Here is a 26,109-nt window from a genome sequence, read left to right on the forward strand (position 1 = left end):
CCAAGAGCGTCCAGGCGGGTGACATGAGCCGCTGCTGAGGCGGATGCTCACAACGTGGGCGAGATAGCCGAGGCAAACGAACCGGCACGGCCCGGCCGGGTGCGGCGAGCCGGGCGCGCGATAGGTGCTGGGCTGGGCAGGGTGTGGCGTTGGTGGCGGGCGTCCGAGCGCGAGGTGCAGCCGATTCGCCAGGCGTTGACGATCACCTTGATTGGCTCTTTGGCAGGGACGGCTCTGCTGGGGTGGCTCGCGCTGCGCCTGCTGCCGATCGACCCGGCCAAACCCGACTCGGTCCGGAACGCGCTGGACGGCATCAAGATCGTGCTGGCGCTGGTGGCCGGTGTCGGCGGTGTGGTCGCCCTGGTGGTGGCCTACCGCCGGCAGCGCGGCCAGGAACGCGCCGACGCACGCGAGCAGTCCAAGCTGTTCCACGAGCGGTTCGCCAAGGCGGCCGAGCAACTGGGGCATGCCGAACCGACGGTCAAGCTCGCGGCCGTGCACGCCCTGGCGGCACTGGCCGACGACGCGGTCGAGATGCGGCAGACCTGTATCGACGTGCTGTGTGCCTTCCTACGCATGCCCTACCCCCCGCCCCCGCCTGAGGACGCCGAGGGGACCGACGTCGAGCAGGCACGACTGGCGTACGCCGCGCTGCGGGAGGTCCGCCACACCATCATCCGCCTCATCACCGCCCACCTCCAAGCCGATGTCCCAGCGGCGAAGTCCTGGCAGGGGCATGACTTCGACTTCACTGGCGCCGTCTTCGATGGCGGCACCTTCGACGCCGCGCAGTTCTCCGACAGCACGGTCATCTTCGTCCACGCACAATTCTCCGTCGGAGAGGTCACCTTCCACGGTGCGCAATTCTCTGGCGGTATGATCTCCTTCGGCCGCGCGGAGTTCTCCGGCGGCATGGTCTCCTTCGGCAGCGCGCGGTTTTCCGGCGGCACGGTCCACTTCAGCGAAGCGGGGTTCTCCGGCGGCATGGTCTCCTTCGGCGGCGCGGAGTTCTCCGGCGGCACGGTCCACTTCAGCGAAGCGCGGTTCTCCGGCAGCCGGGTCTCCTTCGGCCGCGCGGATTTCTCTGGTGGCACGGTCTCCTTCGGCAGCGCGCAGTTCTCCGGCGGAGAGGTCTCCTTCCACGCCGCGAAGCTCTCCGGCAGCCGGGTCTCCTTCAGCATCACGCTGTTCTCTGGCGCAGAGTTCTCCTTCCGCCGCGCGCTGTTCTCTGCCGGGGAGGTGTCCTTCAACAACGCGCTGTTCTCCGGCGACGAGATCACCTTTAGCGGCGCGCAGTTCTCTGGCGGAGAGGTCACCTTCAACGGCACGCAGTTCTACCGCGGGGAGATCACCTTCCAGGGCGCGCGGCTCTCCGGCAGCCGGGTCTCCTTCAGCAGCGCACATTTCATAGGCGGCCAGGTTGATCTGTCCGCGCCAGGCGCCTGGACGGTGCCGCCGGTCGGGCTGCCGGATCGGCCCCCAGCAGGGCTACTGCTACCTGAAGCCGGTCCCCCGGCAGCCGCCGCTACCTGACCCCCAGTAGGGTGGGCCTGCTGGCCGGGCGACGACCAAGCCGGACAGCGAGTTCAACGCGGGTATCTCGATGGTGGTGAGACGCCTAGAAGATAGCGTCGGCTTCGGCCTGGAGCGTCTCCACCCATACCCGCGTGGCCGGGTAGACCCCGATCTTGCTGTCGGTCGAGCCGTCCGAGAAGCAGCCGGGGAGCGCAGCGCCAGCAGATACCACTCGGATTCCTGCACCACTTGCACGACAGGTGCCCGTTCGAGTCGGGGCGGGATTGGAGACCGCCTGCAGGTTATGCTTCCACGCCCCGTGGGGCGTGCCCACGATGACGCGTTCGCCGAGGACGTGCATGGGCGTCCTGGACGGGGACTGGGGCGCGGGCGGGCGAGGTGGCCGCGGCGGCGCGGCACGATGACCTTTCCTCCCGGTCGAGGCGACCCCGCGCCCCGAACTGGCCGGCGTCCGCTGGCTTGCCCGGCTGGACTTCGCCGGCCCCGTCCCCGTGCACGCGCCCGAGCTCGGCGCGTGCTGGCTGTGGACGGGCGCCACGAACCGGGACGGGTACGGCGTCCTGACGGTCGGCGGCCGTACGGCGCGCTCCACCGGACGGTCTACGAGCTATCGTGGGGCCGATCCCGGATGGCCAGGAGATCGACCACCTGTGCCACGACCCGGACGTGTGCGAGCCGGGCGGGGCCTGCCCGCATCGGCGATGCGGCAACCCCCGTCACCTCCAGGCCGTGTCGCGCCCGATCAACAATCTCCGCTCCGGGAGCCCGACCGCGATCAACGCGCGCAAGACGCACTGCTGGCGCGGGCACCCGCTGTGGGGGGCGAACCTGTACCGGCCGCCGAGCCGCCCCCAGCAGCGCGACTGCGAGACGTGCCGACGAATCCGCCGCTTCAAGAACATCGCCGCCCGCATCGAGAACGCGGGAGGCTACGGGCGACAGCTCACGATGTTCGTAGAACTAGGCGAATGATCTGACGTCGGTGTAATGGTCGCCTTAGGCTGCCATGGTGAGTCGGCCCTCGACGCTCAGATTCTTAGTGCCGACCCACAGGTGATCGGCAGGCGTAGACCCAAGCTGCGCCCGCTTCCTCAGGCCAGCGCACTGGGGGGTGGCTGCGGGGCGAGGAACCAGACTTGAGTGACCAGGCTTAAGATCCGTGGTGCTCCCCCCAGCGCCGACACCATGACATGCCCGCGGCTACCTAGGGAAGGGGTGGAAGATGATGATGTCTTCTAACCTCCGTCAGGCAGGCTAACCAGCAGTGGGGGCTGCGATCGCTGCGGCGGTCAGCAGCCCATGGTTTTGGCTTCTGCTGGGCGGGCTCCCGATCACGATCCTCCTGGTCATCCCGGCGATCATCGCCCGGGGTAAGGATCATGGTCTCAAGGAGCTCCAGTGGAAGATCCCACTGCTTGGTGAGCTTCGGCTGACCTACCGCGACCCCGATGACCCCCCGCATGGGGACGAGATTCGCGGGGAGGTGAGAGACCAGCACCTTCCCGCGCTGTGGCGGCGGATCCGGGCCCTGCTCGGCCGGCGCGACAGCCGATAGCGAAGTGGCCCTTCCTGCCTCGGGAAGGGCCACAACTTGTTCAGGCCATGGCCGCCGGACGTCATTCCTCGCCGAAGCCAGGCGGAGCGGCGTACGGCAGCGCCAGCAGTGGAAGCACCTGCCAGGTGAGCCAGGCCGCAGGGTCGGCGTCTTCGATCTGCTCCCGTACGGGCCTGGACGAGACGATGCTGGAAACGCCATCGGCTGCCGGCAGGACCGTGCGCCTCGTCACGGCTCACCTGCCTCGTACTGTGCCCGCACCTTGGATACGCGGGCTGCAAGAGCGGCGAGGTTGTCGTTCAGGACCGCGACGGGTCGGCCCTCCGGCCCTGATACTTCGACGGCCTTCACGGGCCTCCAGTCTCGGGGTCGTGTCCGGGCGAGGTATTCGAGGGCGAGTTTGCCGTTCGGCGGCGTCAGTTGTTGTTCTCGCTCAACAGTGCCGTCCGCGCGTTCTCTGATCGCCTCTTTCACGACCGCGCCGCCGCGGGCGTCGAGCATGATGACCTCGACCATCGCACGCTCCGCTTCCGCGCGCGCGCGTTCAAGTGCCTGGCGAAAATGGCGATATGGCTCGGGAGCGTCATCCTCCTCGCCCTTCGCGTACCACGCGTGAACCGTGCGCTCATGGACGCCGCACAGGACGGCGGCGGTGGTGAGGTACTGCCCTTCGCGAACGTATGCGCAGAGCCGCTCTTCGAGCTCCGGAGTGAGCTTGGTGGGTCGTCCTCGCCCACTCACTGCTGTTGCCCTTCGCGTTCGATCCCGAGTAGAGCGGCCAGGCGGGCGGTGGGGATGAGAATCTTGCGCCCGATGCGCAGGCTAGGGATGTCGCCGCGCCTCACAGCGTCGTAGGCGCCATCCCGGGTGATGCCCAGTACGGCAGCGACTTCTGCAACGGACATAGTGGGCCGATTCGGCAGGTTGGAAGTGGACACTGGGGGAGTTTCACCGAATCCAGCCGCTTAGGTCCGGCTACGGGCTACAGACCTTGGCCCTCCCCTGCTGCCACGACAACAACGGGAGGGCCTGGACTGGTCAGAAGGGATTCCAGGCGGCTTCGACGCGGAGGCAGTCGCCTTCGATCCAGGCGCCGATGCAGTCGCCGCGTAGGCGGGTGATGACAGGTGCGCCGTACGGCTCTAGGACGCGGGTTCCGGTGGCGCGTTCCTCGGCGTTGGCGGTCACGATGGTGCGCAGCCTCGCCCCTTCGCGGTGGGTGAGGATGGTGGTGAGCTGGGAGCGCCACCGTTCATGGATGTGGGGGGTGGCGGGTTCGCGGCCGAGGTCGTCCAGGAGTAGCAGGTCGCACTCCTGGACGCGCTCCATGCGGCGTTCACGCTGGGCGGCCCGGTCGGGGTCGCGCCGCTCGTGCGCCTCCGGCGGGGACAGGGCCGCCACCAGGTCGGGCACGTACCAGGCTTCGACCCAGAGGCCGGCGTCGATGGCGGCGTTGGTGATGGCGTAGGCGGCGTGGCTCTTGCCGTGGCCGCTGGGCCCCATCACCAGTAGGTTCCGGTGCGGCGAGCCCAGCCACCCCGACAGCCTGCCGCCCGGGTCCTGCTGCTTGAGCAGGTTGCGGGTGGAGGCGTCGGCGTAGGCGGGCGGGCGCATCTCGTTCTCGTAGCGGCGCCGCCGGTAGACGGCCCGGTCACGGGCCGCCTCGGCGAGTGCCGCCGCGTCCAGGGCGGCGAACTCCTCCTCCAGTTCGGGCGATGCGGCACCGGCGATGATCTTCTGCCGCCGCCCGGGCGGCAGGCCCGCGAGCAGCCGCTCCAGGTCGCTGTTGCGGGCCTTGACCGGCATCCGACCGCTCATCCGAACACCTTCGCCAGCTCCGCGGCCGCGTCCCGCTCGTGGTGCAGGCTCGACGGCTGCCCGCCTCCCCCACCCGAGACGATGCCGCGCCTGCGGGCCAGCGCCTTCTCGAAGGCGGCCGTGGACGGGAACGGCACCTTCAGGTCATCCAGAGCCCACTTGATCTCACTCGCGCTGCATCCGGCCGCCAGAGCGCGCTCCACCATCGCCCGGAACCCGACGAAGCCACGAGCGCCGGAGTTGCCCCGGGGAATGTTGGGGATGTGCAACTCGTCGCAGCGATTCCACCAGGCGTCGGCGATCTCCTGCGCCCGCTCGAACCGGGCCTGCTCCTCCGGAGTCCGCTCTCTGGCCGTACGGCGGCGCGTGGTCTTCGGCTGGCGGCGAGGCAGAGGCACGACCTCGCCGAGAAGATCCTGCAGCGCGTTGCCCCGCGCGGGATGTGCCGACGAAGGAGGCACATCCCGTTCTGTTTCTCTGTCTTGTGTATCTGTCTTGTTAATGGGGCCCGGGGAGCCGGAATCCGGAGCACCGGAGTCCGGTAGACCGGGGCCCGGACGACCGGAGTCCGGAAAACCGGGGCCCGGAAACCCGTCTCCGGTGTGACCTACGGCTACTTCAACCAGCGGCACGGTCGGCGGGGTGGGCGTGCCGAAGCCGTCATCGACAAGTCGGCCGTCCTTGCGCTTGACCTTGAACGACCGATCCCTCTGCTGGACCACCGTGATCGCCATGCCGCCGAACTCGGCGTACGCCTCAGCCCACTCCGGGACGGGCTCCTCCGAGATCGCGGTGCCCATCACGAAGGTGCCGTCCAGCAAGTGGCGTCGCTCCAGCCGGTAGTAGCCGTGCTCGCCCAGCTCATGCAGGGCACTGCGTACGGCTTCGCGGCCCTCAATGCCGGCAGCGGCGATGACCTCTGACCGAACCTCCCACTCGTCGGGCATGTCGAGCAGGTAGGCCAGGATGCCGCGGGCGCGGAACGACAGCCTCTTGTCACGGATTGTCGCTGAAGGAACCTGGACGAACGGTGTCCGGCGCTTGCGAAGCCCGCCCGTCATCGCACACCACCCAGGATGGAACACCCATTGATGGGCGACTCGGGGGATGCAGTGGGCGCGGGCGCAGATGAACCACGTGTGGCGTTGGGTACGCTCACGTTGGCCTCCTCATGGTTGTAACGGGCGATGAGGTAGGCAGCCGGAGTCCGGGCGTTGGCGCGCCCGCCCCGGCCGCGACGGCGGCATCGTGAGGTGCCGCCGTCGTCGTGTATCAACTTGTGCTTCAGAGACTCTTCCAGCTCCATCTGGAGCTCGCGGGGGTAGCAGGAGACCGCCTCAGGGGAACGCACCTTGGCCCTCAATCTTGCTGACGACACACTTCCCAGGTCGCTGTGACCACGCCGAGACCATCCGGCGGGATGGACCCTGCAAGACCGCGCCAGCGATCCGGGGAGGTGATCAAAGCAAGGCGAGTGCGCTAACGTCCCGGTTCGATCCTTGAGTTCCTCCGAGGTGCGTGCGAATTCGCTTCCAGCTCCCTTCGCGACGGCGGAAGCATGATCAAATATACCCTGTTTGAGTTGTGACCGCACAATCGATATGGATAATGTGCGTCAGTGGAACAAGAGCGTGAATGGCTGGCGAGGATCGCACTGCAAGTGGGCCGTCAGGTCGAGTACTTCAGGAAGCGGACGCGCGGCGGCAAGGGGATATCCACTCAGGCTCTGGCTGATCGCTGCGCCGATCTCGGGCTGCCGTTGGACCGGTCGGTGATCGCGAAGCTGGAGAAGGGGCTACGTCAGACGATCGCGGTGGGTGAGGTCCTGGTCCTCGCTGAGGCCCTCCAGGTGCCACCCCTCCTGCTCATCCTCCCCATCGGGAACGCCTCGACAGTCGAAGCGCTCCCCCATGTTGAGATCTCGACGACCACCGCCTACGACTGGTTCGTCGGCCTAGAGCCCGGCCATCGACGCGAGGAAGTCGCCCCGGAGAGCATGAGGAGCGACACCTGGCACGCGTCCAGCAAGGTGGCGCGCCTGATGCACGAGCACCAGCAGCAACTCACCGAACGGGAACGAGCCCTAGCAGGAGCCAGCCATCAGCGCCGGCTGGCCGAGCATGCGGCGGCGGATAGGGAACGGCGAGCTCGTCTCGACGCCGCGGAAGCACTGGCGGGCAGCGCCACTCTGATCGAGCAGGGCATCACGCGGATTCGCCGAGAGATGGACCTCCTCGGCCTGAACGCCCTCCCCCCGCTCCCTCCCACGCTCGACCATCTCGACACCGCGAGCACCGGCGAACACAGGACCGACAACAGAGAACTCGACGTCGTCCCCACGAAGTCTGAGTGACTAACTGGGTGACAATCGGCACGCACGAGAGCGGACACGGACGAACTCCGGCGACCTATTCGCCCAGGTGAAACCATGGGCAGCACCAGGCACGATCCTTGATCACTTTGCTTCGGGACGAAGAGGTCGTGGGTTCAAATCCCGCCACCCCGACCCAGGTCAGAGGCCCTTTCCGAGGAGTCGGAAAGGGCCTCTTTCATTGGCCGGGCGACCAGCCGGGTGGGCATGCCGTACGGCGGGCGCGGAGGGCGGGTCACACGTCCGAGGGGTGGAACTGGAGCGTGGGTCCTTCCGGGCCGCTCGGGTTCACAATGACCGCCCCGCTCCCTTCCGTCGCGTGGCCTGCGCCACGACTTCGTCCAGCATGAGGGAGACGTTCCTGGTCGGGACGGCGCTGGGCGTGAAGTGGCCGTGGTCCTGGAAGTCGTCGGCGAGGGTCAGGGCGACCGTCGTGGCCACGGCGACGACGTCCAGGTCGCCGAGGATCTGCCGCAGGTGCTCGACGGCCCTGGTGGCGCCCTGGATGCCGTAGCCGACGAATCCCGCGGCCTTGCCGTTCCACTCGGCGTACAGGAAGTCGATGGCGTTCTTCAGCACACCGGGAACCGAGGCGTTGTACTCCGGGGTCACGAAGACGTAGGCGTCATAGGCGCCGATCTTCTGCGCCCAGGCGTGGGTGTGGGGGTTGCCGTAGTGGCCGGCGCGCGGCGGGACCGGCTCGTCCAGATGGGGCAGCGGGTAGTCGGCGAGGTCCACCACCTCGAAGGTCGCGTCGTCGCGGCGGGCGGCGAGTCCGTGCACCCAGGCGGCGACGGCCTCGGCCTTGCGGCCCGGGCGGGTGCTGCCGACGATGATCGCCACCTTCGGTCCGCCGGTGAGTTCGGCCTGGTCGGCGGCGGGCGGTTGGATCGTGGATCGCATGACGTCTGCCTTTCGGAACGTTCGTGTACATGCCTGACTCGGGCCTCGGACCGTTGATCCGGTGGCGTCAGGGGAAGCGGTAGGCGCCCACCTGGCGCAGCACGGTGACGGCAGGGGGCTCGTCGCACCGCTCGTCCAGGGTGGCCCGGTAGTCCTGGAAGGCCGCCACCTGCCGCAACACCCCGGGACCTCCGGTCATCTCGGCGACGTCCACGAAGGTCACGCCGTCGTCGAGCTGGAAGGTCGCATAGCGCAGGCCCTCCGGCCGGATCGCGCGCATGTCCTCGTAGACGGCGCGCAGCGACTCCAGTTCGCGCTCCACCTGATCTGGTTTGACCTTCCAGCGGATCATCACGTGCATGACCGGCTCCTCGCGTCGGCTCCCGAAGCGGTCGCCACCGCCCGTCGGCGGCGTCCCGCTCCAATTTCGGGCAACAGCATGTATTTCAAAATACATACTGTCAACTCAATGTAGGATGCGACCATGGCCACCCGGAAGTACGAGCAGCGCCTCCGCGCGGAGGCGGCGCAGGAGACCCGGCGCCGCATCCTCGACGCGGTCTACGAACGGCTGCGCGAAGCGCCATCGGAACCGGTGAGCATCGATCGAATCGCCCGCATCGCCCGGGTCGCGCGTCCCACCGTCTACCTCGTCTTCGGCTCACGCGCCGGGCTCTTCGACGCGGTCTGGGCCGACCTGCTCCAGCGCGGCGGATTCGACCGCATCCTCCAGGCGTCGGCCCACCCCGACGCCCGCGAGGCGCTGCGCGGTGCGATCCGCGCGATCGTCGAGATGTACGCGGCCCACCGGGACGTGCTGCGCGTGCTCAGGTCGATGGCGCTGCTGGACGCCGCCGCCGTGGGCGGCGCGGCGGAGCGCATGGAGCAAGGCCGCGCCGCCGGGATGGCCGAACTGGCTCAGCGTCTGGAGGAGCAGGGGGCGCTGCGCCCGGACGTCACCCGCGACCAGGCCGCGGACCTGCTCTGGCTGCTGACCGGCTTCGACAGCTTCGACCTGCTGCGCACCGGCCGCGATCTGCCCCTCGACCAGATCGCGACGACCCTCACCACCACCGCCGAGCGAACCCTCTGCCGCTGACGGCACCGTCCACCGGGGACCCGCGCGTCCGCGTACGGCTCGCGGCGTCGCCGGGTCGGTGCGTTCTGATCACGAGGACTGGCGGCATCCGGGGAGGACAACGGCCGGGGGGAGGTGGTCGGGGTGCTTCGGTCGTCTCATGCTCCGGGGGTGGGGCGGGCGGAGTGTTCGGCGGGGGTGTGGGGTGTTCTGAGGGGGAGGCGGCGGAGGGCTACGCCCACCAGTTGGCCGGGGCGGACGTAGCCGTAGTCGCGGGAGTCCCAGCTCAGGGTGGGGTTGTCGCCCAGGACCACCAGGGCGTCGTCGGGGACCCGGGGTTCGGGGACGGCGGCCAGGGCGGGGGCTCGGTCTCGGGGGACGGGGTCGCCGGGCACGGCTATGGCCCGCTTGACCAGCAGGGTCCAGTCCGGGGGCAGGGCTTCCACGTCGTGGGCGGTTTCGGCGGGGGGCAGGGCCTCGGCGGTGGCGCCGTACACCTCGCCCTGGGGGCGGAGCCGGATGCGCAGGACGACGATGTCGCCGGGGCGCACGCGGTCGGGGGTGGCCCGCCGTACGAGGAGGCGGTCGCCTTCGCGCAGGGCGGGCTCCATGCTGCGCCCGTGGACGGTGGCGACGAGGTAGCGGCGACGGAGCCGGGCCGCGGCGGCCAGGAGGGCGGCCACGCCCAGCGCCGCGCCGGCCAGGAGGGACGGTCTCACCGGGACGGGGCCGCCTCTAGCGGGACGTCGCCCAGGCTCCCCCCGGAGGCGGCGACCGTGTGGTCGCCGGCGAGGAGGTACAGGGACGGCATCCAGGTGTTCTGGAACGCCTTGCCGACCGCGCCGTCGTAGTCCTCGACGACGACCCGCGCGACGGGGGTGAGCTTGGTGACGTACTCGGACGCCTCGCCGGGCTCCGCGGCGACCACCACGGCGAGGACGCGCTCACGGCCGCCGGTACGGCCGGGCGGCAGGGCGGCCAGCTCGGACACGAGGGTACGGCAGGCCCCGCACTCGGGGGAGACGAAGGCGACGAGGTCTCCCAGGGAGTCCCGGGTGAGCGTCTCGCCGTCCGTGGTCGTCGCGGTGAACTCGCCCACGGCGGCCCCCGGCGCCAGCCGTTCCATCGGCGGCGGTTCGCCCATCGCGAGCGAGTCCAGCCGCGCTTCGTGGGAGCGGAGCGTCTGGTCCTGGGCCTTCAGGCGGCGGATCACCCCGATGGTGAGGACGAGGTCGAGCAGGCAGATCGCGCCGATGAGCACGACGGCGGCGACGAGGTAGGGCACGCGTGACTCCTCGCGGGGAGGCCGGTGGGGGTGGGAACGGAGAGGACGGGCGGCTGGACCGCCGCCCGTCCTCCGCGGCCCGGCCGGCGGTGCGGAAGCCGGCGGGGCCGCTCACGGCGTCAGCAGCTACCGCACACCCAGGGGTTCTGGCAGCCCTCGTCCTTGCAGCACATGTGGCACCAGAGGGTGCCGCTGCGGCAGACGGTGTAGCGGCTGCATCCGGCGGAGACGGTCACTTCGGGGACGAACGTGGACAGCAGTCGGTCGCTGAGGCGTTCGACGAGACGGATCATGGTCTCTCCCTCCAGGCCCTGCGGACCTTGACGATGATCTTCAACTCATCGTCACATTCGCCGCCACTCCCCACAATGGAGAACTTTCAGCTCTTAAAACTTAACGCGCCACACGCCACCCGCCCGTTCGGCGATTCGGCCCTCCGAACAGTCATTTTCCGGCCCCGGAAACACGTCCTGACCCTGGCCGTACGGCGGGGCGCCCGCGGCCCCGGCCCATGCCCGGACGTGGGGCGAGCCGGGGCCGGGATCTCAGGGCGGGGTCAGGTGGAGTACTTCCTGGCCTGGGCGCGGGCCCATTGGGCGGCCTGGACCGCCTGGTCGGCGGGTAGGGCCGAGCCGGGCATGCGGGCCAGGCGTTCCAGTTGCTCGGCGTAGCGCAGGTGCTCGCGGTGGGCGTGCTCGCGGCACGGGAGGCAGGTGACGCTCTCGGGGCGGGAGGAGGTCATGGCGTACGGGACCTGCCGGCCGCAGCCGGTGGTGACCACGGTGGGCGCGTCGGGGGCGCGGCCCAGCGACGACACCATCAGGTTGCGGAAGGCGGCCCCGGACTTGAGCACCTTCCGCTCGACGTGGATGTGCGGATCCGTCTCACTCATGCGCCCACACCTCCGTCCGCCCGGTCCCGAATTCAGATTAGGACGTCGGCCGCGAGGGTGCGGACCCGAATTCACCGGAGGGGAATCGACGGGAGGGCGAATCCGCGGGGCGGGGAGATCGCGGGGCGCCCGGAATTCGGGTCCAAATGGGAGGCGTGATCGGACGCCGCAGGCCACCGGTGGTCATCCCCTCGACGCCCTGGTACACCCGGTTCTGGTTGCGCCTCTTCAATCCGCTGATGAGAGCGGAGATCCGGAAGGGCGCCTACACCCGCTCGATGGAGAACCTGATCCTGCTGCACTTCACCGGGCGCAAGAGCGGACGGCTCTACGAGGTGCCGGTGATGAAGCAGGACCTCGGCGGGCGCGTCGGCGTCCTCACCGAGGCCGGCTGGCGGGCGAACTTCCGGGGCGGCATGGACATCGAGGTGACCGACCGGGGCGTGCGCAGGCCGATGACCGCGCGCCTGGAGACCGACCCCGAGGCGCTGGCCGACCTGGCCCAGGAGATCCTCGCCGAAAGCGGCCGGGCGGGACTGGAACGGCTCGGCATCGTCTTGACCGTGCCCCGCGATCCGACCCGGGGGGAACTCACCGAGGCAGTCCGCCGCCACGGAACCGGCGTCGTCTTCCTCACCCCCCGCGACTGACTCCCCGGACGGCGAATCCCGGCCCACCGCCCCCGCGCCCTCTCACCGGACGCGCTGACGGCGATGCCCTGACCTTCGCGGCTAGGGATTTCCGAGGGTTTGTCCTAGTTTGCGGAGCAGGTCGGCCAGGGTGGCGCGTTCGTCCTCGGTCAGGCCGGCCAGGAGGCGTTCCTCGTTGCGGACGTGGTGGCCCACCACCTCGTCGATGAGCTCGCGGCCCCGCTCGGTCAGCCGGATCACCCGCCCCCGCGCGTCGTCCTCGGCCGCGCGGCGATCGACCAGGCCCGCGCGTTCCAGCCGGTCCACGCGCTTGGTCACCGCGCCCGAGGTGACCATCGTCGATCCGCGCAGGTCGCCCGCGCTCAGCTCGAAGGGCGGGCCGGAGCGCCGGAGCGTGGCGAGCACGTCGAACTCGCCCCGGCCCAGGCCGTACCGCTCGAAGACCCGGGACAGCCGCTCGTCCAGTTCCCAGTGCAACCGGCTGATGCGGCCGACCACGTGCATGGGGCTGGGATCGAGGTCGGGCCGCTCCCGGCGCCACTGGCCGACGATGCGATCGACGGCGTCCGCGTGCGAGGGCGGGGCAGCGCTGTCCTGAGGCATGACTTGACTATACCTTCCACGGAAACTAATTTATCTTCCGAGGAAAATATCTACGCGCTCTCGCCTGCCCTCCTCCGCCGGACCAGGGTTTCCCGGCCGGCGCCTGACACTCTCGGCCTCTTCTCGTGCCGGGGCTTTCGCGCGGGCGGCGATCGCATCACTTCACCGGAAAGAAGACATGACCACCCTCATCGATCCACCGCGCTCCGCCCTGCGCTCCTGGCTGGGCGTCGCCGTCATCACGGCCAGTCTGTTCACCTTCGTCACCACCGAGTTGATGCCGGTCGGCCTGCTCACCCCCGTGAGCGCGAGCCTGGGCATATCCGTGGGCGCCGCCGGTCTCATGGTCACGTTGTACGGCGTCTCCGCCGGGCTGGGCGTGCCGTTCATCGTGGCCTGGACCAGGCGCGTCAACCGGCGGGCGCTGCTGTCCGCGCTGCTGGCCGTACTCGCCCTGGGGAATCTGATCACCGCCGTGTCGCCGAACTATCCGCTGGTCCTGGCCGCGCGGCTCGCCATGGGCTTTGCGAACGGGGTGTTCTGGGCCATCGGCGTGAGCATGGCCATGCGGCTCGTCCCGGAGCGCCACGCGAGCCGGGCCTCGGCCATCGCGTTGTCCGGCATCTCGATCGCAACCGTGGCCGGGATACCGCTGGGGACGTTCCTGGAGAGCCTGTCGGACTGGCGTACGACGTTCCTGATCTGGAGCGGGCTCAGCGCGCTGGTGCTCGTGGCGGTCGCGGCCGTCATCCCGTCGCTGCCGTCGGAGAACGCGGTCCCGGTCCGGGAGGTCTTCGCGCTCCCGGCCGTGAACGCGCGGCTGCGCCTGGTGATGGTCACCGTCGTCCTGTACGTGCTCGGCCACTTCGCGGCGTACACCTTCGTCCGGCCCTTCCTGGAGCAGACGTCCTCGGCCACGCCCGCCTTCGTCGCCGGCCTGCTGATCGTGTACGGCGTGGGCGGCGCGGCCGGGAACTTCCTCGCCGGGTACACCGTGACCAGGAGCCCGCGGGGGAGCTTCGTCGTCGCCTGCGCGGGGCTCGTGATCTCGCTGCTCCTGCTGCTCACGATCGGCCACTCGCCGGTCGGCGCGATCGTCTCGCTGGCGCTGTGGGGCGTCTCCTTCGGCGCGATGAACCTGTGCCAGATCACCATGACGCTCGCGGCCGCGCCCGGCACCTTCGAGGCCGCCATGTCCATCAACACGCTCGGGTACAACACCTCGATCGCGCTCGGCGCGCTCGCCGGGGGCCTGTTCGCCGACCATCTCGGCGTCACGGCCGCCGTCTGGTCCGGCGTGGCCCTGACCGCTGCCTCGCTGCTCGTCGCGCTCGGCGTCCGCCGTACGGCCTGAGCCCGCGGGCGTGCCCGGCCGCGTCGGGCGTACGGCGCACCGCCTGGGCCCCGCGCGGAGGGCGAGGTGGACGGGGGTGGGTACCCTGCGCGGAGACCGGCGGGAAAAAGTTCGCGCGAGGTGTCCAAACGGGTCTCCGGCGTTCGTAGTGATGGCATACGCAGGGGCCGCGCGCGGACGCGGCGGCCGGAAGACCAGGGAGTGACCATGAAGTACATGCTGCTGATCCAGGCCGCCACCGACCCCGAGGCCGGGCCGGGGTGCGAGGTGGAGGACTGGATGGCGTACGACAAGACGGTGCGGGACGCGGGGATCTTCGTGACCGGCCACTCCCTCGCCGACCTCACCACGGCCACCCGCGTCCAGGTCAACGCCAAGGGCGAGCGGACCATCGTGGACGGGCCGTACGCCGAGGCGCGGGAGGTGCTCGGCGGGTACTACGTGATCGACGTGCCGGACCTCGACGCGGCCCTGGACTGGGCGGCGCGGTGCCCGGGGTCGCGCGGGGGCGGCTCGGTCGTGGTGCGGCCGGTCGCGGAGTTCTGACCCGTGGAGGCCGTGGAGGCCGTCTTCCGTGAGGAACGGGGACGGCTGCTGGCGGCGCTGGCGCGGCGGTTCGGGGACCTCGACCTGGCCGAGGAGGTCACGTCCGAGGCGATCGAGGCGGCGCTGGTGCACTGGCCGGTCGAGGGGGTGCCGCCGAAGCCGGGCGCGTGGCTGATGACCACGGCCCGGCGGCGGGCGGTGGACCGGCTTCGGCGGGACACGGCGTACGCGGCGCGGCTCGCTCTCCTCCACGCGGAGGCGGAGCGGGCCGCTCCCCCGGCGGCGCCCGGCGAGGACTCCGGGGAGTTCCCCGACGAGCGGCTGCAGCTCTTCTTCACCTGCGCCCACCCGGCGCTGGCGGCCGAGGACCGCGGGGCGCTGATCCTGCGGTGCCTGGCCGGGCTGAGCACGCCGGAGGTCGCCCGGGCCTACCTGGTGCCGGACGCGACCATGTCCAAGCGGATCGTGCGGGCCAAGCGGAAGATCCGGGAGGCGAGGATCCCGTTCCGCGTCCCGGACGCCGGCGAGCTGCCGGAACGGCTGCCGGGTGTGCTCCAGGCGCTGTACTCGATCTTCACCGAGGGGTACGCCGCGACGGCCGGGCCCGCGCTCCAGCGGTACGACGTGGCCGAGGAGGCCATCCGGCTGGCGCGGATCCTGCGCCGGCTGCTGCCCGGGGAGCGCGAGGTCGCGGGGCTGCTCGCGCTGATGCTGCTGGTCCACGCGCGCCGCGACGCCCGCGTCGGGCCCGGCGGCGAGCTGGTCCTCCTCGCCGACCAGGAGCGGGGCCGCTGGGACCGCGCGATGATCGAGGAGGGCCTCCCGCTGGTCCGGGAGGCCCTGACCGGCGGGCCGCCCGGGCCGTACGGCGTGCAGGCGGCGATCGCGGCCCTGCACGCGGAGGCGGCGGACGCGGCGGCGACGGACTGGCCGCAGATCGTGGCGCTGTACGACGTGCTGCTGGCGCTGTCCCCGTCGCCGGTCGCGGCGCTCGGCCGGGCGGCCGCCCTCGCCATGCGCGACGGCCCCGCGGCGGGCCTGGCGGCCCTCGACGAGCTGGCCGGCGAGCCCCGGCTGCGGGACTACCACCCGTACCCCATGGCCCGCGCCGACCTGCTGGAACGCCTCGGACGCCACGCCGAGGCCGCCGAAGCGTACCGGGCGGCCCTGGCCCTGGCCCGGACCGCCCCCGAGCGCGACCACCTGCGCCACCGCCTGTCCCGCGTCGAGCCCGCGCCCGGCCGCGGGCTCGAGGGCACCTGAGGCCCGCGCGAAGACGCCTGCCCGCGCGTAGGCGCCTTGAGGCCCGCGAAGACGCCTGCCCGCGCGAAGTCCCGCGAAGACGCGTGAGGGGCCCGTGCGAGGACGCCTGAGGTCCCGCCTCGAAGGCGCGGTCAGTAGCGGGCGGGGCGGCCGTTGGACTCGACCGCGTCGGCGGCGGCCCGGGCGAAGGCGTGGGTGCGGGCCGTGGCCCCCGCCGTACGCCAGACGACGGCGACCTCGGTGTCGGGGGCGTCGTCGAGCGGGACGAAGGCGACGTCGGGGCGGGCGTAGTACCGGCTGACCGAGGCCGCGACCGGCGAGACGCCCTGGCCCGCCGCGATGAGGGCCAGGAGCTCCTGGAAGGTGGTGACGTCCTGCCCCCGGGGGACGGGGCGCCCGCTCGGGGTCTCGCGCGGGACGTGGAAGTCCCACCAGTACGCCGGGGCGGGCCCGGAGACCCCGAAGACGGTGACGCGGGCCAGATCCTCCAGCGAGACCTTCGCACGGCGGGCGAACGGGTGACCGGCGGGGACGGCCAGGACGCGGGGCTCCGCGAGCACGACCGGGCCCACGGTGAGGTCGGGCTCCTCGACGGGGAGACGGGTGAGCAGGACGTCCACCTCGCCGTCGCGGAGGGGGCCGAGCGGGTCGGCGAAGTGGACCTCGCGCATCTGGATCTCGCAGCCGGGATGCCGGGACCGGAAGATCTCCATGATCGACGGGGTCAGCTCGCCCGCGCCCGCGCCGAGGAAGCCCACCCGCAGCACCCCGTCCACGCCGCGGGCGGCCGCGACGGTCCGCTCCACCAGCGCGTCGAGCCGCCGCACCAGCGGCTCCAGCTCGGCGTGCAGTCCCGCGCCTAGGGGGGTGAGCGCGACCCGGCGGCTCGTGCGGTCGAACAGGGGCGCGCCGATCCTTCGCTCCAGCTTCTTGATCGTCTGACTGACGCGCGCCTGCGAGAGGCGCAGGCGTTCCGCCGTACGGCCGAAGTGCAGCTCCTCGGCCAGGGTCAGGAACGCGTCGATCTCGTGCCGCTCCAGCATTGATAACTCTCGCTTATCCCTCGTTGCCCGCTTCGTCATTGTTCCGCACGCGCCCCGGCACGAGGGTTGAGGCGTCGGGAGACGACTGAGCTGGAGGTTGAGCGAGATGAGCGCGGTGCTGGAGGCCCCCGCCGCGGCCCCGGTCGGGCCGGGCGGCGAGGACGACGGGCGGATCGCCGGGCGCGGCCTGTGGATGCTGCTGGTGGCGATGGCCGGGACGTTCCTGGCGATCCTGGACTCGTTCATCGTGAACGTGGCGGTGCCGTCCATCCGGGCGGACCTGAACGCCACGTTCGCGCAGGTGGAGCTGGCGGTCAGCGGATACGTGCTGGTGTACGGGCTGCTGCTGGTGACCGGCGGGCGGCTGGGCGACCTGTTCGGCGCGCGGCGGCTCTTCATGATCGGGACCGCGGTGTTCACGCTGGCGTCGCTGGCGGCCGGGCTCGCGCCCGGCCCGGTCACGCTGATCGCGTTCCGGGTCGCGCAGGCCGTGGGAGCGGCGCTCCTGTATCCGCAGGTGCTCGCCGTGCTCCAGACCGCGTTCACCGGGCGGGCCAAGGTCAGGGCGTTCGCGGTCTTCGGCGCGACGATCGGGCTGGCGTCCATCGCCGGGCAGGTCATCGGCGGGCTGCTGATCCACCTCGACCTGTTCGGGCTCGGCTGGCGCAACGTGTTCCTGGTCAACGTCCCCCTCGGGCTGCTCACGCTCGTCGGCGCGAGCCGTACGCTGCCGGGCGGCGGGGCGCGGGGCGCCCGGCTGGACCTGGTGGGGGTCGGGCTGCTCAGCGGGGCGCTGCTGCTGCTGTCGCTCCCCCTCGTCGAGGGGCACCAGTCGGGGTGGCCGGCCTGGACGTTCGTCTCGCTGGCCGCGGCCGCGCCCGTGGGCGTCGCGTTCGTGGCGTGGGAGCGGCGTCTCGCCGCGCGGGGCGGGAGCCCGCTGGTGAACCCCCGGTTGTTCCGGCTGCGGACCTTCTCGGCGGGGAGCGCGATCGGGCTGGCGTTCTTCGCCGGGAACGCGGGGCTGTTCTTCGTGCTCACGCTGGAGCTCCAGACCGGGCTGGGGTACGGGCCGCTGACCGCCGGGCTCACCTTCGTCCCGCTCGCGGTGGCGTTCGCGGCGGCCTCGCTGCTGGCCCCGCGCCTGCAGGGGCGGCTCGGACGCCACGTCCTCACCCTCGGATACGCCGTCAACGCCGCCGGCACGCTCGCGCTGCTGGTCACCGCCTGGGCGGCCGGGCCCGCGCTCACCGGGTGGCTCATGGTCCCGGCGCTGACGGTGATCGGATTCGGCGAGGGCCTGGGCGTGAGCCCGCTGACCCGTACGGCCCTGAGCCAGGTGCCCGCCGAGGACGCGGGCGCGGCGGGCGGGGTGCTGGGGACCGCGAACGAGCTGGGCATGTCGCTGGGGGTCTCCGTCCTCGGGCTGGTGTTCTTCACCGCCCTCGGGTCCCACGACGCCGCCCCCGGGGCGTACACCGGCGCCTTCACGATCGCGCTGGTCGGCAACCTCGCGCTGGCCCTGACGGCACTCGCCCTGCTGCCGCCGCTCCTGCGCGAGCGCGCCTGAGGCCGCCGGCCGCTCCATCGATGACCACGCACGACAGGACAGGGAGGACCCAAGGATGAAGGCGATTCGCGCGCACGGTCCCGCCGCCGGGATCGACGGGCTCGTGTTCGAGGACGCCCCGCACCCGCACGCCTCGGAGAACGACGTGATCGTCCGGGTGCGGGCGGCCTCGTTCACGCCCGGGGAACTGGCCTGGCCAGGCACCTGGCACGACCGGGCGGGGCGCGACCGGGCGCCGGTGATCCCCGGGCACGAGGTGTCGGGGGAGGTCGCCGAACTGGGGCTCGGGACGACGGGGCTCACCGTGGGGCAGCGGGTGTTCGGGCTCACCGACTGGACGCGGGACGGGACGCTGGCCGAGTACGTCGCGGTCGAGGCGCGGAACCTGGCGCCGCTGCCCGCCTCGATCGGCCACGTGCGCGGCGCGGCCCTGCCGATGGCCGGGCTCACCGCCTGGCAGGCGCTGTTCGTCCACGGCCGCCTGGAACCCGGGCAGACCGTCGTGATCCACGGCGCGGCCGGCGGGGTCGGCTCGCTCGCCGTCCAGCTCGCCCGCGACGCCGGCGCCCGTGTCATCGCCACCGGCCGCGCGGCGGACCGCGAGACGGCGGTACGGCTCGGCGCCCACGCCTTCCTCGACCTGGCGAACGACCCGCTGACCGAGCGGGCCGACGTGGTCTTCGACGTCATCGGCGGCGAGGTCCTGGACCGCTCGGCCGCCCTGGTCCGCCCGGGCGGCGCCCTCGTCACGATCGCCGCCCCGCCGAGGATCCGGCCCGAGAACGGCCGCGCGGTCTTCTTCGTCGTCGAACCCGACCGCGCCCAGCTCGCCGAGATCGCCCGCCGGGTGACCGAAGGCCGCCTGGAGCCGGTGGTGGGAGCCGTGCGCCCGCTGGCCGAGGCCGCCGAAGCCTTCCGCTCCCGCCCCCGCACCCCCGGAAAGACCGTCATCCAGGTCGCGTGAGCCCGCCGCCCGCCTTCCCCGGAAGGTGGGCGGCACGGCGTTCGGGGGAGCCCACCGCGGCGGGTGAGGTCGCCGACCATGAGGCTGACGGTGGCGGGGGCCACCTCCAGGCGCTCGGCCCGGGCGTTGGATCACCGTCAGGCGGGTGCCGTACGGCGGGCGGGGCCCGGGGGATCAGGCGGCGGGGTGGAGGCGGCGCGGGCCCACCTGCACGACCTCGTCCGGGCGCTCCGCGTGCGGGACCCGGGGCGGGAGACGCCGCGGCAGGAGGTGCGGCCGGGGCTGCTGCGGCTGCTCGCCTCGACGGGGGACACCCCCGCGTTCGTCGTGGGGCACCGCACGGACGTCCTCGCCTGGACCCCGCTGTTCGCCCGGCTCATCGTGGACCTGGACGCGCTGCCGCCCCGGGAGCGCAACCCTCATCGCCTACACCGCGAAACCCGCTTCGCCCTCGGAGGCGGCGCTCCGCGTGATCGCCGCCGCGCCCGGGCCCGTCCGCGTCTGAGCGCCGGACGTCCGCGTCTGAGCGCGGGCCGTCCGCTCTCGGGCGGCGGGCGCGCGCCGTACGGCTCACGCGCACGCGCGGGCAGGCGGGGCGGGGCGGGGCGGTCAGGCGGGTTTGGCGGCCTCTATGAGGAAGCGGGCGGAGTGGGCGACGAAGCGGCCCTCCCGCTGGATGTGGTCGTGCATGGCGCGCAGGCGGTCGGCGTGACGCTCGACGGTGAAACCGGGGACGATCCAGATGACCTTGCGGAGGAAGTAGATCACCGCGCCGACGTCGAGGAAGGTCATCGGGAGGCGTTCGGACCGCAGGTCCACCACCCGGAGACCGGCCGCCTCCGCCCCGGCGCGCGCGTCCTCGGGCCGCCGCGCCCGGTACGCCTCCTCGGGCAGGTCGCCGAGGAAGAACTCGGCCAGCTCGAACACGCTCTCCGGGCCCACCTGCTGGGAGAAGTACGTCCCGCCGGGGCGCAGCACCCGGGCGATCTCCGCCCACCACACGGTCACCGGATGCCGGCTCACCACCAGGTCGAACGTCTCGTCCCGGAACGGCAGCGGCGGCTCGTCCGCGTCCTCGACGACGGCGGCGCCGCGCGGGTTCAGCAGGTCCCTGGCGCGCGCGGCGTTGGGCGCCCACGACTCGGTGGCCACGGTGAAGGGCGCCAGCCGGGGCACGCCCGCGAGCACCTCGCCGCCGCCGGTCTGGATGTCGAGCGCCACCTCGGCGCGCGCCATCCGCTCCCCCATCAGCCGCTGGTAACCCCACGACGGCCGCGCCTCGGTCGCACGCCCGTCCAGCCAGGAGAAGTCCCAGCCCTCGACCGGCGCCGAGGCCGCCTCCGCCACCAGTTCCTCATACGTACGCCCCACGCCCGGGATGTTCCCACCCCCGCCCCGGCGCCCGCATCCGGATTTCCCCAGGCAGTGCCCTCCCCGTCCCCCGGGTACGGCGACGCGCGCCCGCCGCGCCGCTCCATCCCGTACGGCGTGAGCCGGCGAAGTGCATGGAAAAGGACAACTCATGATCATTCGCTGTAGAGTCGTGATCCAGAGGCACGCGCAGGCGTGGTTCCTTTTCGAGGCGCGCCGCCCCGCCCGGCCGGGGAGCGGACTACCGACCCGCTCACACCAAACCCGCCGGTCACCGGGGCGGCGCGTTCGTCTACGACTCGGCGCCCTCCTCCCGGGGGGCTACTTGAGGCCGAGGAGGGTGACGGCGTTGTCCTTGAGGATGAGGGGGCGGACCTCGTCCTTCAGGTCGAGCCCGGCGAACGAGTCGAGCCAGCGGTCGGGGGTGATGACCGGGAAGTCGGAGCCGAAGAGCAGCTTGTGCTTGAGGAGGTTCCCGGCCTGGCGGACGAGCTGCGGCGGGAAGTACTTGGGGAGCCAGCCGGACAGGTCCATGTAGACGTTGGCCTTGTGGGTGGCGATGGAGATCGCCGAGTCCACCCAGGGCACCGACGGGTGGGCCATGATGATCTTCAGGTCCGGGAAGTCGGCGGCGACGTCGTCCAGGAGCATCGGGTCGGAGTAGCGCAGCTTGATCCCGCGCCCGCCGGGCAGTCCCGCGCCGATGCCGGTCTGGCCGGTGTGGAAGAGGGCGATCGCGCCCGCCTCCTGGATCGCCTCGTAGAGCGGGTAGAAGGCGCGGTCGTTGGGCTCGAACGCCTGGAGGCTGGGGTGGAACTTGAAGCCCCGCACGCCGTACTCCCCGGCGAGCCGCCGCACCCGCCGTACGGCCGCGCGGCCCTGCCAGGGGTCCACCGAGCCGAAGGGGATCAGCACGTCGGCGTGCTCGGCCGCGCCCTCGGCGATCTCCTCGCTGGACAGGGCGGGGTGGCCGGTGGCGGCGGTCGCGTCCACGGTGAACACGACGGCGGCCATCCGCCGCTCGCGGTAGACGCCGGCGATCTCGGCCAGGGACGGCGTGCGGTGCGCCCCGGCCCTGAAGTACTTCGCCGAGGCCGCCATCAGCTCCTCGTCGAGCGAGAAACAGCCGTGGGCGTCCCGCTCGACGTGCGTGTGGACGTCGATCGCGGCCAGGGAGTCCACGTCGATCCGGGGCTCGTAGCGCACGGGTCCTCCTGTTTCCGGGGGTTCCTGGATTCCCGTTCTCCAGGAACCCGGTGGGGTCTGTGGGGTTCAGGGCAGGGAGTCGGCGGCGGCCTTGCGGGCGAGCAGGTCCAGCAGCAGCTCGTCCCGCTGGGCCACGAGCGCGACGGGGTCGAGGTGGCCCAGCTCCTCGTTGACGCCGCCGACCAGGGCGGACACCAGTTCCGGCGTCAGGCGCGGGGTGCCGCCCAGGTCGTCCATGAGCTTCTCCGTCGGCGGCCCGAGGTGCGCCAGCACGTGCGCCAGCCCTCCCGCGCCGCCCGAGAGGTGCTGGTTCGCCAGCGGCCCGAGCAGCGCCCAGCGCAGCCCCGGGCCGTACGCGATCGCCGCGTCGATGTCGGCCACGCTCGCCGCGCCCCGCTCGACCAGCGAGTACGCCTCGCGCCACAGCGCCGCCTGCAACCGGTTCGCCAGGTGCCCCGGCAGCTCCCGCCGCAGCAGGATCGGCCGTTTCCCGACCCCCTCGTAGAACCGGTACGCCGCCTCCGCCGCCCAGGGCACGCCCTCCCCGCCGCCGCCCCCGGATCCGGTACGGCTCCCGCCGCCGCCCCCGAATCCGGTACGGCTCGCGGGGACGACCTCCACCAGGGGGATGAGGTGCGCGGGGTTGAAGGGGTGCCCGACGACGACGCGCTCCGGACGCCGGGCGCACATCGCCTGCAACCGGGTCGGTGTGAACCCCGACGAACTGCTCGCGATCACCGTCCGGGGCGGCGCGGCCTCGTCCAGCTCCGCGATCAGCGCGGCCTTGAGGTCCTCGCGCTCCGGCCCGTTCTCCTGCACGAAGTCCGCGCCGGCCACGGCCTGCCGCACTTCGGAGACGAAGGTCAGGCGGTCGAGGGAGGCGTCCGGCGCGAGGCCGAGGCGGGTGAGGGCGGGCCAGGCGGCGTCGACGCCGGCGCGCAGGCGGTCCTCCGCGCCGGGGGCCGGGTCGGCCGCGACGACGTCCAGGCCCTTGGCCAGGAAGTACGCCGCCCAGCTCGTGCCGATGACGCCCGTGCCGACGACGGCGACCCGGCGGATCACGCGCGGTCCCCGGCCAGCGCCACGAAGGCGTCCAGCGAGGACGGGTCGGTGAGCGACTCCCGGCTGGCGACCTTGTCCGGGTCCTCGCCGAGCAGGATGCGCTTCACCGGGACCTCGACCTTCTTGCCCGTGCGGTTGCGCGGGACCGAGGCCACCGCGATGATCCGGTCCGGCACGTGGCGGGGCGAGAGCGCCGTCCGCAGGGCCAGCCGCAGCCGGTCCCGCAGCGCGTCGTCCAGGTCCACGCCGTCCGCCGGACGTACGAACAGCAGGAGTTCGCCCAGGCCGCCGTCGCGGTCCTCCAGGTGCACGATGAGGCTGTCGTCGATCTCCGGCAGCTCCTCGACGACGCGGTAGAACTCCGCCGTGCCCAGCCGCACGCCGCCCCGGTTGAGGGTCGCGTCCGAGCGGCCGGTGATGATCGCGCTGCCGGTGGGCAGGAACCGGACCCAGTCGCCGTGCCGCCACACGCCGGGGTAGTCCTCGAAGTACGCCGCGCGGTACCGGCTGCCGTCCTCGTCGCCCCAGAACCCGACCGGCATGGACGGCATCGGGGCGGTGATCACGAGTTCGCCCAGCTCGCCGACCACGACGTTCCCGTCGGGGTCGTACGCCTTGGCGTCCACGCCCAGGCAGGGCCCGGAGATCTCGCCGGCCCAGACCGGCTGGAGGGGGCTGCCCTGGATGATCGCCGAGCACAGGTCGGTGCCGCCGCAGCCCACGTTGAGCAGCACCCGTCCGCCGAACTGCTCGTGCACCCAGTGGTACCCCTCGACCGGCAGCGGGCTGCCGGCCACGCCGAGCTGGTTCAGCCGCGACAGGTCGGCGACCTCGGCGGGCCTGACGCCCTGCTTCCGGCAGGTCATGAGGTAGGCGGGGCTGACGCCGACGAGCGTCGCCCCGGTCTCCCCGGCCGTGCGCCACTGCCCCGCGATGTCGGGGTACGCCGGGTCGCCGTCCAGCATGACGATCGACGCCCGCAGGAGCAGCGCGGAGACCAGGGCGTTCCACAGCATCCAGGCGGTGGTGGAGAACCAGAGCATGCGGTCGCCGGGCTTGAGATCCCAGGACAGGCCGCCGTTCTTGAAGTGCTCGATCAGGATGCCGCCGTGCCCGTGCACGATCGCCTTGGGCTTGCCGGTCGTCCCCGAGGTGAACAGCACGAACAGCGGGTGGTCGAACGGGACGTGCTCGAACTCCAGCGGCCCGGGGTCCCCGTCCAGCAGGTCGTCCCAGGTCACCGCGTCCGGGACCGCGTTCCCGCCGTACGGCACGTGCACGACGTGGCGGACCGTCGGCAGGCCCTCGCGGAGCGCGGCCACCTCGCCGCGGCGGTCCACGTGGCGTTCGCCGTACCTGTAGCCGTCCACGACGAGCAGCACGGTGGGCTCGACCTGGCCGAACCTGTCGATCACGCCGGGCGCGCCGAACTCGGGGGCGCAGCTCGCCCAGACCGCGCCGAGGCTCGCGGTGGCCAGGAACGCCACCAGCGTCTCGGGGATGTTCGGGAGGTAGGCGACGACGCGGTCGCCGCGCCCGACGCCGAGGCGGCGCAGCCCCGCGCGGGCCCGGGCCACCTGTTCGCGCAGCTCGCCGAAGGTCAGCGTGACGTCCGGCCGGGTCTGCGAACGGCCCAGCACGGCCACCCGGCCGGCGTCCTCCGGCTCGCCGAACATGTGCTCGGCGTAGTTCAGCAGCGCGCCCCGGAACCAGACCGCGCCGGGCATCTCCCGCCCCGACACCACCTCGTCGTACGGCTTGGCGGCCTTGATCTGGAAGAACTCCCAGAGCGCGGACCAGAAGCCGGCCAGGTCGGACACGGACCAGGCGTGCAGGGCGGCCCAGTCGTCGAAGCGCAGGCCACGCTCGGCGGCCAGCCAGTCGAGGAACCGGCCGAGCTGGGTGCCCTCGCGGGCGTCCGGGCCGGGGGAGTACAGCGGTTCGGGGTCGGCGGAGAACGCGGGGGTGCGGGGTGGGCCGGGGTTCTCGGGGAGTGCGGGGGGTTCGGGGAGCTCAGGCATCGGGGGACTCCTTGGCGTCCGTGCTGACCTTGGCATCCTTGGTGACCTTGGCGGCGCGCCCGTCGAGGAAGGCGCGCATCCGTCGTTTGGCCTCGTCGCCGGACTGGGCGACGGCGGCCATGAGGGATTCCATGAAGTAGCCGTCGGCGGGGTTGCTCGCGGCGATCCGCGGCAGCGCCTGGATCACGGCGTAGTTGCTGACCGGGGAGTTCGAGGCGACCTTCTCCGCCAGGCGCAGCGCCTCGGCGAGCCCTTCGCCGGGCGCGGTCAGGTAGTGCGACAGCCCGAGCGCCTGCCCGGCCTCGGCGTCGTGGACCCGGCCGGTGAGCATCATGTCGGCCATCCGGTGCGCCCCGATCAGCCGGGGCACCCGCACCGACGCGCCGCCCCCGGGGAACAGCCCCCGCTGTCCCTCGGGCAGGGCGTAGAAGGTGGTCGCCTCGGCGACGCGCAGGTGGGCGGCGCAGGCCAGCTCCAGCCCGCCGCCGATCACGGCGCCCTTCAGCACCGCGATCACCGGCACGGAGCCGGACTCGATCCGCTCGAACGCCGCGTGCCACATCCGCGAGTGCCGCAGCCCCCCGAACGCGTCCCGCTCGGCCAGCTCCGCCAGGTCCAGCCCGGCGCAGAAGTGGTCGCCCTCGGCGTCCAGGACGACCACCCTGGCCCACTCCGGCGGCGACGTGAAGAACGCCCCGAGCCCGAGCACAGTCGCGTCGTCGAGCGCGTTGCGCTTCGCCGCCCGGCTGAGCCGCAGCACGGCGATCTCCCCCCTCCGTTCCAGCGAGAGAGAGGAAGGCAGCGGGACACCGCCGCCGTCGGGAGAACCGAGGGGATTCGTCAAGGCACGGCTCCTCATCCGTCGGGGCGCGTGCCGCAATTAGTATCAGGTTTCCTGACATTCAAACAGAGCCCGAACCCCGAAATCTCCCCCTCGATGCCCGCCCCTCCGCGGGCAGTCCCCATCCCCGCGCACGGCGTTTCCCCCGCGCGCGTTCCCCCCGCGCGCACGGCCGCCGGC

General features: G+C 72.1%; 30 protein-coding genes and 1 pseudogene. 12 read left to right on the plus strand and 19 right to left on the minus strand.

Annotated elements, in window-relative coordinates:
- Positions 1 to 54 precede the first annotated feature (54 nt).
- Entirely contained in the window at positions 55 to 1,533 is a 1,479-nt protein-coding gene (locus D5H75_RS36160; RefSeq protein ID WP_147425397.1) for a pentapeptide repeat-containing protein, read from the plus strand.
- Positions 1,534 to 1,618: 85 nt separating this feature from the next.
- Here the strand turns inward: D5H75_RS36160 and D5H75_RS44410 are convergent, their stop codons facing one another.
- Entirely contained in the window at positions 1,619 to 1,747 is a 129-nt protein-coding gene (locus D5H75_RS44410) for a hypothetical protein (RefSeq protein WP_277950000.1), read from the minus strand.
- Positions 1,748 to 2,148: 401 nt separating this feature from the next.
- On the opposite strand from D5H75_RS44410, the gene D5H75_RS41025 reads away from it, so the two are divergent.
- Both D5H75_RS41025 and D5H75_RS36170 read left to right on the plus strand, forming a co-directional pair.
- A complete protein-coding gene (locus D5H75_RS41025) occupies positions 2,149 to 2,508 on the plus strand; it encodes an HNH endonuclease family protein (RefSeq protein ID WP_147425398.1) in 360 nt (119 codons plus the stop codon).
- 292 nt (positions 2,509 to 2,800) lie between these two features.
- Positions 2,801 to 3,091, plus strand: coding sequence for a hypothetical protein (locus tag D5H75_RS36170; protein ID WP_119931115.1), 291 nt, complete (start codon positions 2,801 to 2,803; stop codon positions 3,089 to 3,091).
- Positions 3,092 to 3,152: 61 nt separating this feature from the next.
- Here the strand turns inward: D5H75_RS36170 and D5H75_RS42310 are convergent, their stop codons facing one another.
- The 5 genes from D5H75_RS42310 to D5H75_RS36185 all read right to left on the minus strand — a co-directional run bounded on the left by D5H75_RS42310 (position 3,153) and on the right by D5H75_RS36185 (position 5,970).
- Positions 3,153 to 3,323 (minus strand): hypothetical protein, encoded by a 171-nt coding sequence (locus D5H75_RS42310; RefSeq protein ID WP_202638838.1) that lies wholly within the window; start codon positions 3,321 to 3,323, stop codon positions 3,153 to 3,155.
- A complete protein-coding gene (locus tag D5H75_RS41030) occupies positions 3,320 to 3,607 on the minus strand; it encodes a hypothetical protein (RefSeq protein ID WP_147425399.1) in 288 nt (95 codons plus the stop codon). The genes D5H75_RS42310 and D5H75_RS41030 overlap by 4 nt, the downstream gene beginning before the upstream one ends.
- 221 nt (positions 3,608 to 3,828) lie before the next feature.
- The gene (locus tag D5H75_RS36175; RefSeq protein WP_202638839.1) at positions 3,829 to 4,029 is read right to left on the minus strand and encodes a helix-turn-helix domain-containing protein; all 201 of its coding nucleotides are present in this window, start codon (positions 4,027 to 4,029) and stop codon (positions 3,829 to 3,831) included.
- Positions 4,030 to 4,129: 100 nt separating this feature from the next.
- Positions 4,130 to 4,909 (minus strand): ATP-binding protein, encoded by a 780-nt coding sequence (locus D5H75_RS36180; protein ID WP_119931117.1) that lies wholly within the window; start codon positions 4,907 to 4,909, stop codon positions 4,130 to 4,132.
- On the minus strand, positions 4,906 to 5,970 hold the full coding sequence (locus D5H75_RS36185; protein ID WP_119931118.1) for a hypothetical protein: 1,065 nt from the start codon (positions 5,968 to 5,970) through the stop codon (positions 4,906 to 4,908). Before D5H75_RS36185 ends, D5H75_RS36180 begins: the two co-directional genes overlap by 4 nt.
- 557 nt (positions 5,971 to 6,527) lie before the next feature.
- Between D5H75_RS36185 and D5H75_RS36190 the strand changes: the two genes are divergently transcribed.
- Entirely contained in the window at positions 6,528 to 7,262 is a 735-nt protein-coding gene (locus D5H75_RS36190) for a hypothetical protein (protein ID WP_147425400.1), read from the plus strand.
- A 306-nt stretch (positions 7,263 to 7,568) separates the two neighbouring features.
- Here the strand turns inward: D5H75_RS36190 and D5H75_RS36195 are convergent, their stop codons facing one another.
- Both D5H75_RS36195 and D5H75_RS36200 read right to left on the minus strand, forming a co-directional pair.
- The gene (locus D5H75_RS36195; RefSeq protein WP_119931120.1) at positions 7,569 to 8,183 is read right to left on the minus strand and encodes an NADPH-dependent FMN reductase; all 615 of its coding nucleotides are present in this window, start codon (positions 8,181 to 8,183) and stop codon (positions 7,569 to 7,571) included.
- Positions 8,184 to 8,250: 67 nt separating this feature from the next.
- Positions 8,251 to 8,544 carry a hypothetical protein gene (locus tag D5H75_RS36200; RefSeq protein ID WP_119931121.1) on the minus strand — a complete coding sequence of 98 codons (294 nt, stop codon included), beginning with the start codon at positions 8,542 to 8,544 and terminating at the stop codon, positions 8,251 to 8,253.
- Positions 8,545 to 8,667: 123 nt separating this feature from the next.
- Between D5H75_RS36200 and D5H75_RS36205 the strand changes: the two genes are divergently transcribed.
- Positions 8,668 to 9,282: a TetR/AcrR family transcriptional regulator gene (locus D5H75_RS36205; RefSeq protein ID WP_119931122.1), complete on the plus strand. Its 615-nt coding sequence runs from the start codon at positions 8,668 to 8,670 to the stop codon at positions 9,280 to 9,282.
- 137 nt (positions 9,283 to 9,419) lie between these two features.
- Here the strand turns inward: D5H75_RS36205 and D5H75_RS36210 are convergent, their stop codons facing one another.
- The 4 genes from D5H75_RS36210 to D5H75_RS36220 form a co-directional block, all read right to left on the minus strand.
- On the minus strand, positions 9,420 to 9,980 hold the full coding sequence (locus tag D5H75_RS36210) for a S26 family signal peptidase (RefSeq protein ID WP_202638840.1): 561 nt from the start codon (positions 9,978 to 9,980) through the stop codon (positions 9,420 to 9,422).
- Positions 9,977 to 10,546, minus strand: coding sequence for a thioredoxin domain-containing protein (locus D5H75_RS36215; RefSeq protein ID WP_119931123.1), 570 nt, complete (start codon positions 10,544 to 10,546; stop codon positions 9,977 to 9,979). The genes D5H75_RS36210 and D5H75_RS36215 overlap by 4 nt, the downstream gene beginning before the upstream one ends.
- A 119-nt stretch (positions 10,547 to 10,665) precedes the next feature.
- On the minus strand, positions 10,666 to 10,839 hold the full coding sequence (locus D5H75_RS42315) for a hypothetical protein (RefSeq protein WP_202638841.1): 174 nt from the start codon (positions 10,837 to 10,839) through the stop codon (positions 10,666 to 10,668).
- A gap of 263 nt (positions 10,840 to 11,102) precedes the next feature.
- Entirely contained in the window at positions 11,103 to 11,438 is a 336-nt protein-coding gene (locus D5H75_RS36220; RefSeq protein WP_119931124.1) for a hypothetical protein, read from the minus strand.
- Positions 11,439 to 11,677: 239 nt separating this feature from the next.
- Between D5H75_RS36220 and D5H75_RS36225 the strand changes: the two genes are divergently transcribed.
- Positions 11,678 to 12,088: a nitroreductase/quinone reductase family protein gene (locus tag D5H75_RS36225; RefSeq protein ID WP_202638842.1), complete on the plus strand. Its 411-nt coding sequence runs from the start codon at positions 11,678 to 11,680 to the stop codon at positions 12,086 to 12,088.
- An 81-nt stretch (positions 12,089 to 12,169) separates the two neighbouring features.
- Here the strand turns inward: D5H75_RS36225 and D5H75_RS36230 are convergent, their stop codons facing one another.
- The gene (locus D5H75_RS36230; RefSeq protein WP_119931126.1) at positions 12,170 to 12,691 is read right to left on the minus strand and encodes a MarR family winged helix-turn-helix transcriptional regulator; all 522 of its coding nucleotides are present in this window, start codon (positions 12,689 to 12,691) and stop codon (positions 12,170 to 12,172) included.
- Positions 12,692 to 12,869: 178 nt separating this feature from the next.
- Here D5H75_RS36230 and D5H75_RS36235 point away from each other — a divergent pair, with 178 nt between their 5' ends.
- From D5H75_RS36235 to D5H75_RS36245, 3 genes are all read left to right on the plus strand, one after another.
- Positions 12,870 to 14,045: an MFS transporter gene (locus tag D5H75_RS36235; RefSeq protein ID WP_119931127.1), complete on the plus strand. Its 1,176-nt coding sequence runs from the start codon at positions 12,870 to 12,872 to the stop codon at positions 14,043 to 14,045.
- 207 nt (positions 14,046 to 14,252) lie between these two features.
- Positions 14,253 to 14,591 (plus strand): YciI family protein, encoded by a 339-nt coding sequence (locus D5H75_RS36240; RefSeq protein ID WP_119931203.1) that lies wholly within the window; start codon positions 14,253 to 14,255, stop codon positions 14,589 to 14,591.
- Positions 14,592 to 14,594: 3 nt separating this feature from the next.
- A complete protein-coding gene (locus D5H75_RS36245; protein ID WP_119931128.1) occupies positions 14,595 to 15,854 on the plus strand; it encodes an RNA polymerase sigma factor in 1,260 nt (419 codons plus the stop codon).
- A gap of 131 nt (positions 15,855 to 15,985) precedes the next feature.
- Here D5H75_RS36245 and D5H75_RS36250 read toward each other — a convergent pair whose 3' ends face one another.
- A complete protein-coding gene (locus D5H75_RS36250) occupies positions 15,986 to 16,897 on the minus strand; it encodes a LysR family transcriptional regulator (protein ID WP_202638843.1) in 912 nt (303 codons plus the stop codon).
- 106 nt (positions 16,898 to 17,003) lie between these two features.
- Here D5H75_RS36250 and D5H75_RS36255 point away from each other — a divergent pair, with 106 nt between their 5' ends.
- From D5H75_RS36255 to D5H75_RS44715, 3 genes and pseudogenes are all read left to right on the plus strand, one after another.
- Positions 17,004 to 18,464, plus strand: coding sequence for an MFS transporter (locus tag D5H75_RS36255; RefSeq protein ID WP_202638844.1), 1,461 nt, complete (start codon positions 17,004 to 17,006; stop codon positions 18,462 to 18,464).
- Between the two features lie 55 nt (positions 18,465 to 18,519).
- Entirely contained in the window at positions 18,520 to 19,428 is a 909-nt protein-coding gene (locus D5H75_RS36260; protein WP_119931129.1) for an NADP-dependent oxidoreductase, read from the plus strand.
- A 78-nt stretch (positions 19,429 to 19,506) separates the two neighbouring features.
- Positions 19,507 to 19,797, plus strand: a pseudogene (locus D5H75_RS44715) (MmyB family transcriptional regulator); the annotation flags it as partial.
- A 240-nt stretch (positions 19,798 to 20,037) separates the two neighbouring features.
- Here the strand turns inward: D5H75_RS44715 and D5H75_RS36270 are convergent.
- The 5 genes from D5H75_RS36270 to D5H75_RS36290 all read right to left on the minus strand — a co-directional run bounded on the left by D5H75_RS36270 (position 20,038) and on the right by D5H75_RS36290 (position 25,947).
- A complete protein-coding gene (locus D5H75_RS36270; RefSeq protein ID WP_119931131.1) occupies positions 20,038 to 20,799 on the minus strand; it encodes a class I SAM-dependent methyltransferase in 762 nt (253 codons plus the stop codon).
- 321 nt (positions 20,800 to 21,120) lie between these two features.
- Entirely contained in the window at positions 21,121 to 21,987 is an 867-nt protein-coding gene (locus tag D5H75_RS36275; RefSeq protein ID WP_119931206.1) for an amidohydrolase family protein, read from the minus strand.
- An 84-nt stretch (positions 21,988 to 22,071) separates the two neighbouring features.
- Entirely contained in the window at positions 22,072 to 23,067 is a 996-nt protein-coding gene (locus D5H75_RS44415; RefSeq protein ID WP_202638845.1) for a 3-hydroxyacyl-CoA dehydrogenase NAD-binding domain-containing protein, read from the minus strand.
- On the minus strand, positions 23,064 to 25,088 hold the full coding sequence (locus D5H75_RS36285; RefSeq protein ID WP_119931132.1) for an acetoacetate--CoA ligase: 2,025 nt from the start codon (positions 25,086 to 25,088) through the stop codon (positions 23,064 to 23,066). Before D5H75_RS36285 ends, D5H75_RS44415 begins: the two co-directional genes overlap by 4 nt.
- Positions 25,081 to 25,947 (minus strand): crotonase/enoyl-CoA hydratase family protein, encoded by an 867-nt coding sequence (locus D5H75_RS36290; RefSeq protein WP_119931133.1) that lies wholly within the window; start codon positions 25,945 to 25,947, stop codon positions 25,081 to 25,083. The genes D5H75_RS36285 and D5H75_RS36290 overlap by 8 nt, the downstream gene beginning before the upstream one ends.
- Positions 25,948 to 26,109 lie beyond the last annotated feature (162 nt).

This window comes from Bailinhaonella thermotolerans (assembly GCF_003594875.1).
Taxonomy (GTDB): Bacteria; Actinomycetota; Actinomycetes; order Streptosporangiales; family Streptosporangiaceae; genus Bailinhaonella; species Bailinhaonella thermotolerans.